This is a genomic window from Celeribacter litoreus, from assembly GCF_020165855.1.
Lineage (GTDB): Bacteria > Pseudomonadota > Alphaproteobacteria > Rhodobacterales > Rhodobacteraceae > Celeribacter > Celeribacter litoreus.
In genome coordinates this window covers 1-12,456 of sequence record NZ_JAIUFY010000007.1, presented here as the reverse complement: position 1 = coordinate 12,456, position 12,456 = coordinate 1, and the positions used below count along the sequence as shown (strand labels likewise).

Genomic DNA, 12,456 nt, shown 5'->3' with positions numbered 1-12,456 from the left:
AATTCTTGTTATTAAGTTTAGAAAAACTGGATTTAGGAATGGACACGCGTCAACTCAAAACCCTTTTGGCGATCCAGAGCCACGGCACATTTGCCCATGCCGCCGATGTTGTCGGCCTCACGCCCTCTGCGGTCAGCCAACAGATTCAGGCCCTCGAACAGGAGCTGAACGTCACGCTGTTCGACCGCACCCACAGGCCGCCAAAGCTCACGCCGCACGGGATGCAGGTCATTGAAATGGCGAAGGATATTCTCCAGCGTCAGGAGGATGCGAAGGCCAGTCTGCGCGGTGATCTGGTGGCGGGAAAGCTGTTGCTCGGCTCGGTGCGCTCCAGTGCGCTCAACCTGCTGCCGCGGACGATTTTGCAGATGCGCGACACCTATCCGAAGCTGACAATCAGCCTGCGGGTCTCGCTCTCCTCAACATTGATTGCGGATGTCGCGTCGGGCCGTTTGGACGCCGCAATGGTCGCGGAACACGTCGGTTTTCCGGCTGCATTGCGGTGGACTCCCTTCCTTCGGGAGCCTCTTTGGCTCATTGCGCCCCGAAATACCGAGAGTCGCGACCCGATTCATTTGCTCAATACGATGCCCTATGTCCGGTTCCACAGTCAGGTGCCGCTCGCCAATCTGATCGACACAGAGCTGTCGCGCATCGGTGCCGTCACGCAGGACGTGGCGCAAATCGACACCATTGGCTCGATTGTGACCTGCGTTCGTCAGGGGCTCGGCATCTCCGTCGTGCCGCATGTGGCGTTGCAGGAACCAGAGGACATGAACCTCGTCCGCATTCCGTTCGGCACGCCGCAACTGACCCGACAGATCGGCCTCGTGGAACGCACGGGATCGCCCCGCCACGAACTCACGACGGCGCTGCACAAGGTGCTCGTCTCGCTCTGCGGCGACTACGGCGTGCCGCGCGCGGAGGAGTGAGGCGGGGTTATATCCACGCCTCTTCGCCGCCAAAGAGGATGGCGTTGGTGATCGTGTGCAGTGCGCCGTCGCTGTCGCGGAGTTCCCATGTGATCCAATCGCCGGACCCCGCCGTGAGGACCGCGCTATGTTCCAGTCCCGTCGCGCAGGGTGTGCGGGCGATGACTTTGCCGTTGTGGATGAGGGTCAGAGTGAGGTCGCCGGGCATGTCCTCGTCGCCGAGGACACATGTCGCCGTGACCTCGCCCGCCGGAAGGCAGTCGCCAAACGTGGCGCTCTCACCTGCGCTGATGGCCTGCGCGTAGAGCAACGGGCCGCTGGTGATATAGGATTCGCCGGCGCGTAGACCGTCGAGCAGGGCAGGGAGCGTGTTGTCCGCGGCGCGAATGACGTTGAACCCGTGGCGCTGGTCCGGTTTGGCGCGGCGGTGCGTGTCGGTGCCGCAGGTGGCAATCATCCGGTAGCCCTCGTTCAGCCAGCGATAGAAGAGCGCGACCCCGCCGGGGTTTTGCGGGCAGGACGTCCACGGCCCGTTCCAAACCTCCACATGCCGCGCCGGACCGGGGAGCAGGTCGGCAAAGGCCCAGCGACATCCGGTGCAAAAGGGATGGCCCTCGGATTTCGGGTGCGCGATGACGAAGACCTTGCCGTCCTCCGTGACCTCACGCGCGCGGCCGGCCATCGTCTGACCGTCACGGATGGCCCAATCGACCCACGCCGTTGTCCCGAGGACGAGCGCATGGCCGTTGTAGGTGGTGAGTTCCTCGCCCGGAAGAATGGTGATCGCTTCCCCCGCGCGGGCCATAAGCTCCGGCAGCGCGGAGGTGGTGTTGTGGTCGGTCAGGGCGACGAAATCGAAGCCGCGTTCTAGCGCATAGTCGAGATACTCCGCGACGGTGAGCGCGCCGTCGGAATGGAGCGTATGGCCGTGCAGATCGCCCTTATACCAGCCCTCGCCACGGTTTCGCGTGGCTGTTTGGACGGGCGGGGCGTCAGGTGCGGGCAACTCGTCCGCGTCCCAGTCCACCTCGATACGATAGGACACCCCGCCCGGCGGAAGGATGCGGTGGACGTCAATCTCGACCCGCCAGTCTCCGGCTTCAATCGGGCCGGGGAGATAGCCGGGGGAGGCATGGTGCGTGGAGATCACGGGGCTTTGGTCGGCGTTGTTGTGCCGCGTCCCGCGCGCGCCATTGGGACCGTAGACGGAGATCGAAAGCTGGTGCGGGATGTCGCCGCTGCCCGGATGGGCGGGATCGTGGGTAAAGCGTATCCGCAGGGTGCCAACGCCCTCCGGCACAGTGAAAGCGTGCGGCACATGTGTGCCCATGTGGTCGAGGCCGAGGTGTCCGGTGAATGTCTGGGGCATGATGATCTCGTGACTGAAATGTGGGGCGGCTCAGGTGTCCCGCATCCGCGCGACAACGCGAGGGGCAAAGAGCGCGACAAAGGCCAGAAGGGGCGAGGCAGACAGGATCGCCCAGACCGCGCCATGGGTTTCGACGACCGTCCCCATGAGCGGCGGCACCGCGAAGAGCGCCAAGAGAGAGATAAGGGAATAGGACGCCATCGTCTTGGTCGCGGACCGGGTCGGGTGACGCATGGCGAGCGAGGTCGCCACAGGCGCGGCGAGAGCCACGCCGGAGCCGATCAGCACGAAGCCGACGTAGAGCAGGCCGAGAGAAAACTCCGGCCCGAAGACCGTGATCGCAATGCCGAGCAGAACGACGACGGCCATGAGGCGGATCAGGCGATCTGTGGACAGACGCTTGCGCAGGTCATCCCCGACCATCCGCGCGACGAACATCCCGATGGTGAAGGCGGCATAGGTTTTCGCAGCGAACGTGGCGTCGAGGGCTAGTTCTTCGCGGAGGTAGAACATGGACCAGTCATAGATGACGCCCTCGGTGATACTGAACCCCGCGACCAGAATGAGGAGGGCGACGACAAAGGCGTCGGGTTTGGAAAAGCGCGGGCCGCTATCGGGCGCGGGGCCCATCGGTTCGGGATCACCGGCGCGGGCCAGCAGGAGAAGGGCGAGAGGCAGAAACGCTGCGCCGAGCCAGAGCAGTTCCTCTCCGGTGGTCATGCCATTGCCTGCGGCCCACCCGCCAAGGAGCGCGCCGACAAAGAGACCGGCGGACCAGAAGCCGTGGCTCTTCGAGATCACGTTTTTGCCGCTGCGCTCTTCGATCCGTGCGGCGATGAGGTTTTTCGCGACCTCCATGATGGCCATCGCGAACCCGTAAAACCAGAGCGGAATGGCAATGCCCCAAAGCCCCGGTGCGATGATGCCTGTCGCCGCGGCGGGCAAAAGGATCAGCGCCGCAAACATGGTGGCCCCCGCAACGCGGCGTGCGCCGAAGCGGTCGATCACCGGCGTCGCCAATGGAAAGCCCATCAACGTCCCGATCGTCTGCGCCAAGAGCGCCAGACCGAGTGCGGAGGGCGAAACACCCTGTGCGTTGCTCACCTCCGGCAGGCGGGAATAGAGCGTCACGTAGAGCGTCGCATTGGCGAAGAAGATGCACGCGGGGAGAAGCGTGAGCGGCATGGGGAATGGCATGAGTCTTGACCGATCGAAGGGAACAGGACAGCTCAAACACCATTTTCGGGGCTAGTCAAAGCACGATTGTTAGCGCTGCCGAATTTCATATATCTGTCGTGAAACTTTCATCGAAGTGCAGCGAAGCGTTCCTATCTGACCACTTGATCAAATCGCCGATCCTCCCTTTGGCGATGATTTTCCAAGACTAGACAGGATATGTCATGACCTCCCAAATTTCGCGCCGCGGCCTTCTCAAAACGGCAGCTCTCTCTTCCGCAACGCTTGCCATGCCGCGCATCGCGCTCGCTGCCGACGGCTTCGTCAACGTTTACACCGGCTCTGACAGCAACATCTCCGATTTCTGGACCAACGTCATTCTTCCGGGCTTCCGCGCTGTGAATGCGGACGCGAAAGTGCGCGTGGTTGATGCGGGTGACGGTGCCGGTCTGCGTGCAATTGCCGACCGTGCGATGGCGGCTCTCGGCACCTCCAACGACCCGCAGGTCGATCTGTTCGAAGCCTACACGCCGGACCAGACCGCAGGTTCCATCGACGCAGGTCTCTGGGTCAACTTTGCGGAAGCCAATGTCGACGGTTGGGGCCGTGTGAACCCTGCCGCGAAACAGACCGATTTCGATTTGCCCTACCGTGGCTCTCAGGTGCTGCTCGCCTATGACGCGACCCGCGTGTCCGCCGAAGACGCTCCGAAAACATGGGACGAAATGACCGCGTGGATTCACGCAAACCCGGGCCAGTTCATCTACAACCGTCCGGACAAAGGCGGCTCCGGCGGCAACTTCGTGCGTCGTGCGATCCACGAAGCCAACGGTCGCGACCCGATGAAATTCACCCTTGCCAACTACTCCGACGCCTACGCGGCGGAGACCCTGCCGGGCGCATGGGGCATCCTGAACGCTCTGGCCCCGAGCCTCTATGAAGGCGGGTCCTACTCCTCCGGTAACACGCAGTCGATCCAGCTTTTGGCTCAAGGCGTTGTGACTATGACGCCGGTGTGGTCCGATCAGGTTCTTCAGGCGCTCAACATGGGTGTGCTGCCGGAAACCACCGGTCTCGTCCAGCTTCAGGACCTCGCGCTTTGCGGTGGGTTCAGCCGGATCACCGTGCCGACCAACGCCTCCCACCAAGACGTTGCCATGCAGCTCGTAAACTATGTGCTCTCCGAAGAAGTGCAGTCCAAGATCATCACCGAGCTTGGCGGTTTCCCGGGCGTGTCGTGGGATCACGTCGATGCGGCGCTGCGCGAGAAGTACAAAGACGTCATTCCGGCCTCCATCCCGACCTTCCCGGGCGGTGACTGGGACGCGGCGATCAACGATGGTTGGTATCGCTACGTCGCTCCGGGCATTTCGCGGGGCTAAGCACCATGACGACTTTGGCATCCCCGGATCGCAGTATCCGGAAGGGTGGCCAGGCAAAACGTCACGGAAGGGGGCTCACGGGCCTCCTTCTCGTTTCTGCGCCGGTCATGCTTCTTGGTTGGCTCATCATCTATCCGATCTTCAACGCGATCGGACGCACGCTCTTTGTGAAGGGTGACGCTGGCGTCCGGTTCGGTTTCGACAGCTATCACCAGTTTCTCACGGACGGCTATTCGCTCTCGAACCTCTGGCTCACGCTTTGGGTGACGGCGGTTTGTGCTGCCCTGCTCATGGCGACGTGCCTGCCGCTCGCGCTCTATCTGCGGTTCGCCAAGAGCCGGGTTGCGGCGTTGGTTCAGGGCCTCGCGCTCTTTCCGATGTTCGTGCCGTCGGTGATCCTCGCCTACGCGTTGATCCGCACCATTGGTCCTAACGGGGCCGTCGATCTGGTGCTGAATGCGGTGGGCCTGCCGAAAATCAATTCGCCCTACCTGACCCCGTGGGGGCCGATCATCGGTCTCGTGTGGGACAACATTCCGCTCACGACCCTCATGCTCGTCGCGGGTCTTGGGGGTGTGTCGGATAACGCCGTCGAGGCGGCACGGGACGCAGGTGCGCGGCACTTTGCACTCCTCCGGCACATCATCCTGCCGCAGATCGGGAATGCGATGCTCGTGGTGCTGTCCTTTACGGTGCTGAGCATTTTCTCCGCCTTCACGCTGCCCTACGTCCTCGGCCCCGCCTCGCCGGAGATGATGGGCCCGTTCATGCAGCGGACCTTCTCTCAGGTGCTCGACACCCGCATGGCCGTCACGCAGGCCGTCATCACCTTTATCATCTGCGCGGGGTTCGGGGCCTTCTACGTCCGCTCCATCGCCAAGAACCGGGAGGCGCGTCGATGACTGCCATAGACCCCGTCACCATGGCGAGGGACAGCCATGTGCCCACGCATAAGACCAAAAAGACCGACTGGCTCGGCCTCGGGATCGTGGCGGTGCTTGGCCTCGTTGTCGTCGTCCCGCTCGTCGTTGTCGCGATCTGGGCCTTTGCCGAGGTCTGGCGCTACCCGAGCCTCCTGCCGCAGGAGTTCGGTTTGCGGTTCTGGAATGCCACGCTCGCGCGGCCGGATGTGTGGGGCGCGATGTTCCTGTCGATCCGGCTCTCGGTCACGGTGACACTGCTCTCCGCGATCATCTGTCTGCCGGCGGCCTATGCCTTTGCGCGGTTGGACTTTCCGGGACGCAATGTCCTGTTCCTGTCCTTCCTCGCCTCGCACGCTTTTCCAAAGTTCGGCCTGCTGGTCGCGATTGCGGGCATCTTTCTCAACCTCGGCCTGATTTCGACCTTCTGGGGCGTCGTGCTCATTCAGCTCGTCGGCACGCTCATGATGATGATCTGGATTCCCGTCGCGGCGTTTCAGAACGTGGACCGCGCGATGGAAGAGGCGGCGCGGGATGCGGGCGCTGGCCCTCTGCGGGTCTTCTGGTCCGTGAGCCTGCCGCAGGCCGCGCCCACCATCTTTGCCGCCGTGCTCCTGAGCTTTGTCGGCACCTTCTACGAAACCGAGGGCGCTTGGCTCATCGGTGCGCCGGAAATCCGCACCATGCCCGTCCTCATGATCACCTTCATCAACAACCAGATCGTCGTGCAATACGGCGCGGTGCTTTCGGTCCTTTTGTGGATTCCGAGCTTCATCGCGCTGATGTTCACCCGCCGTCTCGTCGGGTCCGCATCCTTTGCCAAAGGCTTCGGCGTCTGAGGAAAACATTATGGCTCAACTCTCACTCAAAAATATCGGCAAGTCCTTCGACGGCACGGATGTGATCCGCGACATTTCCCTCGATGTGGAAGACGGCGAACTTGTCTGCCTGCTCGGCCCGTCGGGGTCCGGCAAATCCACGATCCTGCGCATGGCGGGCGGGTTCGAAACTCCGGATCGCGGTGCCATTCTGATCGACGGGCAGGATGTCACGCGCATCCCGCCGGAGAAACGCCCGACGGGGATGGTGTTTCAGAGCCACGCGCTCTGGTCCCATATGTCGGTCGCGGACAACATCGCCTTTGGCCTCAAACTCCGCCGGATGCCGCGCCGCGAGATTCAGGAGAAAGTGGCGGGGGCGCTCGAGTTGGTGGGCCTCGCCGACTATGGCAGCCGCCGTGTCTGGCAGCTTTCGGGCGGGCAACAACAACGTGTCGCCATTGCCCGCGCGCTCGTGCTGGAGCCGAAAATCCTGTTGCTCGACGAACCCTTCGCGAGCCTCGACCAACACCTGCGCGAACACCTCCGCGAAGAGTTGCGCGACATCCAGCGCCGTCTGGGGATCACCACGCTCTTCGTGACCCATGGTCAGGACGAAGCACTGGCGCTCGCCGATCGCATCGTCGTGTTGCAGGGCGGAGAGATCGAACAGGTGGCCAGCCCCGATCAGATGTATCGCGCCCCAGAGACGCGGTTTGTTGCGGGGTTCATCGGGTCGATGAACTTCCTCGCCTGTGACATGCGCGGCGGACGGAGCGATCATGCGGTCTTCCAGATTGAGGCCTCTGTGAGCGACGGACCCGTGGAACTCGCCATCCGGCCCGAGGCCATCGTGGTGACCCCGTCGGCGACCTCAACCGCGCGAGTGCATCGCACCACGGATTACGGCACGCATATCCTTGTGGACATTGACCTCGCGGATGGCACGCGGGTGAAGGCCATGTGCCCGCCCGCCACGCGTCTCGCGACCGGACAGCCGGTTTCGCTGAGCGCTGACCGTGTCACCGTGTTCCGTGGCACCGAAAAGCTCGCCGATGTTGCGCCTGTTGAGATGCGGGAGGTGGCCCATGTCTGACGCTCCTGTCACGATCCTCCACCCCAAAGGCCGGACGTGGCTCAAATGGCATCGGGGGCGCAAATGCGCCTCTGATATGGAATTCGCCCCCGCGCGGATCATCGAAGGCATGCAACTCGGCGCCTCAGTCGAGATCGACCTCGTGCGCCATGCGGGCGGGGGCTTTGCCGTGCTTCATGACGAAATACTGGACCGTGCGACGACGGGGTCGGGGCGCGTCGCGGACGCGACCGCAGATCAAATCCGGTCCCTCACGCGCCGCGACAATGCGGGGCAGGTGACGGACACGCCGGTCGCTCTGCTCTCTGATCTCTGCGCTACGCTGTCCGAGATGACGGTCGGCGACGGGGCGTTGCTCCAGCTTGATCTCAAAGAGACCTCCAAGACACTCACGCAGGCTGACGTGGACGCCTTCGCCCGCGCCGTCGCTCCTGTTCAGCAACACATGATCCTCTCGGGCGGCGACGCCAAAGCGGTCGGTCTGCTGGCGGAGGCGCTTCCGAAGATGCAGGTCGGGCACGATCCCTGTCACTTCGGGATGAGAGAGGCGCTCGCGCTGTCGGGTGATGATGTGAGCTTTGTGTCCCACGCCATGAGTGAGGCAGGCCGCGCGCGGGTCATCTATCTCGACATTCGCCTCATCCTCGATGCGCTGTCGCGGGACTTCGACATGATCGCGGCCTTCCACGCAGAAGGATGCCGGATCGACGCCTACACGGTCCAGTCCACAACGCCGGAGACCGTCGCCCTCTGCAAACGCCTCATGGATTTGGGCGTGGATCAGATCACGACGGACAATCCCGAGGGCCTCTTCGCGGCCTGTCAGCGATAGCGCAGCATATCCGGCGTCAGATCAGAGACCCGCGTCACGCCCATCAGGCGCATGTCGCGGGTGATCTCTGCGGTCAGTTGGGTGAGCATTCTCTCAATCCCCGGCTGACCCGCCGCCGCGAGCGCATAGAGATAGGCGCGGCCAAGACCCACGGCTTTCGCGCCAAGCGCGAGCGCCTTGAGCACATGGGTGCCGCGCTGGAACCCGCCATCGACCATGACGTCGATCTTGTCGCCAACGGCCTGCACAATCTCGTCGAGTTGATCAAAGCCCGACCGTGATCCGTCCAACTGCCGCCCGCCGTGGTTCGAGAGCACGATGCCCTGACAGCCAATCTCTGCGGCCTTCTTCGCATCCTCGACGCTCATCACCCCTTTGAGACAGAACGGCCCGCCCCACTCGGCGACCATGCGTTCCACATCGTCCCAGTTCATCGACGGGTCGAGCATCTCCGTGAAGTAGCGTCCGATGGTGAGCGTATCGCCTTTCATGTCGATATGGGCATCGAGTTGGGGCAGGCTGAATTTTTCATGGGTGACGTAATTGATCCCCCACATCGGCTTGATCGCGAACTGGATCAAACCCGCGAGCGTCAGGCGGAAGGGGATCGAAAAGCCCGTGCGCAGATCGCGTTCGCGGTTGCCGCCGGTGATGCTGTCGACGGTGAGCATCATCACCTGAATGCCGCTCTCTTTCGCCTTTTGCATCATCGCGGAATTGAGGCCGCGATCCTTGTGGAAATAGAACTGGTAGACCTGCGGCGTGTCGTGTTTCGCGGCGAGCTCCGCCATCGACACGGTGCCGAGGGAGGAGACCCCGAACATTGTGCCGAACTTCGCGGCGGCGGCCGCCGTGGCGCGCTCGCCCTCGTGGTGGAAGAGGCGCTGAAGCGCGGTGGGGGACAGGTAGACGGGCAGGTCGAGTTTTTGCCCCATGATCTCTGTCGAGAGGTCCACATCGGTCACGCCGCGCAGCACGTTGGGGACGAGATCGACGTGCTCGAAAGACTCCGTGTTGCGGCGCAGGGTCACTTCGTCATCCGCCCCGCCGTCGATGTAGTTGAAAATCGGACCGGGGAGGCGACGTTCGGCGAGGCGGCGGAAGTCGTGGAAGTTGTGACAATCGGTCAGGCGCATGTGGTTTCCCCTTCAACTCTGGCTTTCCATGCGGCGGCATAGGACAGGAGCGCGTCGCTCTGTGTGGGCGTGACCTTATGGGTTTCCGGCGGGGAGGCATTTTCCGCGAATAGCATCGCTGCGCCCACAGAGGTGCCCGTCGCGGACGCCGCAATCTCGACCCCATCTTCGTGCAGTGTCGCAAGCATATCGAGGTATTCGCGGTTCCGCGCAAAGGGGCCTTCGACGATCACAGGACCGTCTGCGCCGACGAGATCGAGGCAGGTCTTGGACATCAGCCCGAGGTAGAAGCCGAGCGCGGCCATGCGCTGTCCTTGCTCGTTCGGCTCATTGTGCCACGTGGCCTCACGCCCTCTGAACGGGCCAGACCCCGGCTCAACGGCTGGGAGGAGCATGATCTGTTCTGCGAGCACGGCGGCGCGGTCGGCGTCTGTGACCTCTGTCTCGCCGCCCGCGCGGATGATTTCATATTCGCGCCCGCCCATGAAGCGCGCGGAGGGCACGGCATGGCCCAAGGCGTTTACATTGACGAGCGTATCGCGGTCTGGATCGAGCGTGGTAGAACGTCCACCGACCGACATGACGACGACCCAAGTTCCCGTCGAGACGACGGAAAACGCGCCCTGACGTCCGAGGACATGGGGCAGGAGCGAGGCGTTGGAATCGTGGATGCCGCAGACGACCGGTGTGTCGGGCGAGAGACCCGTGCGGGCGCTGATCTCCTCAGACACCGTGCCGAGCACATCAGCGGAGGGATGCGCAGGAGCGAGTTTGTCGGTGAGGCCGAGACGGTCCACAAGCGACGAAAACCGCCCCTCCCACGGGTTCCACAGATCGGTGTGACATCCGAGCGAGGTCACATCCGTCGCCATTCGCCCCGTGAGGCGATAGCCCCAATATTGCGGATAGGTGAGCACATGGGCGACGCGGTCGCGAAGGGTCGGATCAGACTCGAACTGCCAAAAGAGCTGTGCGCCGACGTTGAGGCCCATGCCGAGGCGGGCCGATCCGGTCTCCGAGAATGGCGGGCGGAGGGCGTCATACTCGGAGGTGAGGCTATCCGGCCCGTCGTGTTCATAGTCGAGCATCGGCGCGGCGAGGCCTCCGTCCGCATCGAGCAACACAGCCGAGGCACCGTGCGTGGTGACAGAAATCGCGTCGATCCCGTGGCTTGCATGAAACGCCGTGAGATTGTCGAGGAAGAAGGCCCAATGCCCTTCGAGATCGAAATGCGGCCACGGCGGTCCCGCGAGAACGGTGTTCGGGCGGGTGACGACGGCGAGTTCCGTCAGACTTCCCGCGTCAACCAACGCAAGCTTGGCGTTGGTTTTCCCGACATCGAGAACGGCGATATGGCGCGGCGTGGTCATGGCAGGTGGAACACGGTTTCGAGGGGTTGCTCTTTCGGGCGGTTGTCCGGATGGGTCTCCATGATATCCGCCATATGCGCCCACCAGCGCTTCATCACAGGATGGTCGGGCAGGTCCGCCATGCCGTGATCGTCGCGCCGCCAGAGGACGCCGAACAGATGGCGGGTCTCGGGGTCGTAGTGGATGGAGTAATCTTCGACGCCCGCGTCTTTGAGCAGGGTGACAAGCTCCGGCCAGATCTCGTCATGGCGTTTGCGATATTCGTCGAGACATCCCTCATTGAGGACCATGCGAAAGGCGTATTTCTCCATCATTTCCCCCGCAGGTTATGGTAGATGCGCGGCAGGGCGATCACGCCGATCAGGAGCGCGCCGACGACGATCGACATCACGATGCCCGGCACGTTCAACAGGCCAAGGCCGAAGGTCACGAGACCCATCACGAAGGCCGCGATCACGACGCCGGGGATGGAACCGGAGCCGCCGAGGATGCTCACACCGCCGAGGACGACCATGGTGACGACTTCCAATTCCATGCCGGAGGCGATGGACGGACGGGTGGAGCCAAGACGTGAGGTGAGGCAGACCGCCGCCAGACCCGACATGAGGCCCGTGAGCAGAAAGAGGATGAATTTCACCCGCTCTACACGGATACCGGAAAAGGTCGCGGCGGTGGCGTTGTTGCCGATGGCATAGACCGCGCGGCCGAAGTTGGTTTTGTGGAGCACGATGCCGTATATCACCGCGAGGATCGCAAAGATCGTCAGTTCGACGGTGATCACCCAGAAGACATAGCCCTGACCGAACCACGCAAACTCACTCGGGTAGCCGCGAAACGCGCCGTCGCCGAGGACGATGTAGCTGATCCCGCGAAAGAGGCTCATGGTCCCGATGGTCACAACGATGGACGGCAGGCCGAGGCGGGTGACGAGCACCCCGTTGAAGGCACCGCACAGGAGACCCGTCACGAGACCCGTGGCGACAATCGCGGGGGTGCCAAATCCGGCCTGCATCACGAGACCCATCGCGGTGGAGGCGAGCGCGATGATGGAGGCGACAGAGAGATCAATCTCCCCCGCGATGATCAAGAGCGCCATGGCGAACGCGATCATTGCCTTTTCCGTGAAGTTGAACGTCGCGTCCGAGAGGTTCCATGCGTTCAGGAAGTAGGGCGAGGCGAAGCTGTTGAGGATGAAAATCCCGACGGCCACCAACAGGAGCAGGCTTTCCCAGCTTTTGAGCGTCCGCGCGAGGGGCGTCGTCAGCCGGTCGGGGATTTGGCGGGCGGTGGTCTGTTGTGTCTCTGCAAGGCTCATTGGGCATGCTCCGCGGATTTGAGGATGACACGGCCTTTCGAGCGGCCAGCGCGGGAGTTGAAGGTCACGGCGATGATGATCGCAGCCCCGGAGATGGCGAGTTGCCAGAA

At 63.0% G+C, this 12,456-nt stretch carries 12 protein-coding genes and 1 pseudogene; 6 read left to right on the top strand and 7 right to left on the bottom strand.

The features are described 5' to 3' along the window. Positions 1-38: 38 nt before the first annotated feature. The gene (locus tag LA304_RS07440) at positions 39-932 is read left to right on the top strand and encodes a LysR family transcriptional regulator (protein WP_224502506.1); all 894 of its coding nucleotides are present in this window, start codon (positions 39-41) and stop codon (positions 930-932) included. A gap of 7 nt (positions 933-939) precedes the next feature. On the opposite strand, the gene LA304_RS07435 is transcribed toward LA304_RS07440, so the two are convergent. Next, positions 940-2,301: a CehA/McbA family metallohydrolase gene (locus tag LA304_RS07435; RefSeq protein ID WP_224502505.1), complete on the bottom strand. Its 1,362-nt coding sequence runs from the start codon at positions 2,299-2,301 to the stop codon at positions 940-942. Positions 2,302-2,331: 30 nt separating this feature from the next. Then, the gene (locus LA304_RS07430; RefSeq protein ID WP_224502504.1) at positions 2,332-3,498 is read right to left on the bottom strand and encodes an MFS transporter; all 1,167 of its coding nucleotides are present in this window, start codon (positions 3,496-3,498) and stop codon (positions 2,332-2,334) included. Positions 3,499-3,701: 203 nt separating this feature from the next. Between LA304_RS07430 and LA304_RS07425 the strand changes: the two genes are divergently transcribed. From LA304_RS07425 to LA304_RS07405, 5 genes are all read left to right on the top strand, one after another. Further along, positions 3,702-4,859: an extracellular solute-binding protein gene (locus LA304_RS07425; RefSeq protein ID WP_224502503.1), complete on the top strand. Its 1,158-nt coding sequence runs from the start codon at positions 3,702-3,704 to the stop codon at positions 4,857-4,859. Between the two features lie 107 nt (positions 4,860-4,966). Next, positions 4,967-5,761 (top strand): ABC transporter permease, encoded by a 795-nt coding sequence (locus tag LA304_RS07420; RefSeq protein ID WP_224502502.1) that lies wholly within the window; start codon positions 4,967-4,969, stop codon positions 5,759-5,761. Then, positions 5,758-6,618 (top strand): ABC transporter permease, encoded by an 861-nt coding sequence (locus LA304_RS07415; protein ID WP_224502501.1) that lies wholly within the window; start codon positions 5,758-5,760, stop codon positions 6,616-6,618. The genes LA304_RS07420 and LA304_RS07415 overlap by 4 nt, the downstream gene beginning before the upstream one ends. A gap of 10 nt (positions 6,619-6,628) precedes the next feature. Then, a complete protein-coding gene (locus LA304_RS07410) occupies positions 6,629-7,693 on the top strand; it encodes an ABC transporter ATP-binding protein (protein ID WP_224502500.1) in 1,065 nt (354 codons plus the stop codon). Beyond that, complete coding sequence (locus LA304_RS07405; RefSeq protein WP_224502499.1) at positions 7,686-8,525, top strand: glycerophosphodiester phosphodiesterase; 840 nt, start codon at positions 7,686-7,688, stop codon at positions 8,523-8,525. The genes LA304_RS07410 and LA304_RS07405 overlap by 8 nt, the downstream gene beginning before the upstream one ends. On the opposite strand, the gene LA304_RS07400 is transcribed toward LA304_RS07405, so the two are convergent. The 5 genes and pseudogenes from LA304_RS07400 to LA304_RS07380 form a co-directional block, all read right to left on the bottom strand. Further along, positions 8,516-9,661: an alpha-hydroxy acid oxidase gene (locus LA304_RS07400; protein ID WP_224502498.1), complete on the bottom strand. Its 1,146-nt coding sequence runs from the start codon at positions 9,659-9,661 to the stop codon at positions 8,516-8,518. The two genes, LA304_RS07405 and LA304_RS07400, sit on opposite strands and share 10 nt — an antisense overlap. Then, entirely contained in the window at positions 9,652-11,031 is a 1,380-nt protein-coding gene (locus tag LA304_RS07395) for an FGGY-family carbohydrate kinase (RefSeq protein WP_224502497.1), read from the bottom strand. The genes LA304_RS07400 and LA304_RS07395 overlap by 10 nt, the downstream gene beginning before the upstream one ends. Next, complete coding sequence (locus tag LA304_RS07390; protein WP_224502721.1) at positions 11,028-11,342, bottom strand: L-rhamnose mutarotase; 315 nt, start codon at positions 11,340-11,342, stop codon at positions 11,028-11,030. The genes LA304_RS07395 and LA304_RS07390 overlap by 4 nt, the downstream gene beginning before the upstream one ends. Further along, a complete protein-coding gene (locus tag LA304_RS07385) occupies positions 11,342-12,346 on the bottom strand; it encodes an ABC transporter permease (protein ID WP_224502496.1) in 1,005 nt (334 codons plus the stop codon). Before LA304_RS07385 ends, LA304_RS07390 begins: the two co-directional genes overlap by 1 nt. Continuing rightward, a pseudogene (locus tag LA304_RS07380) lies at positions 12,343-12,456 on the bottom strand (ABC transporter permease); the annotation flags it as partial. The gene LA304_RS07385 and the pseudogene LA304_RS07380, both read right to left, overlap by 4 nt.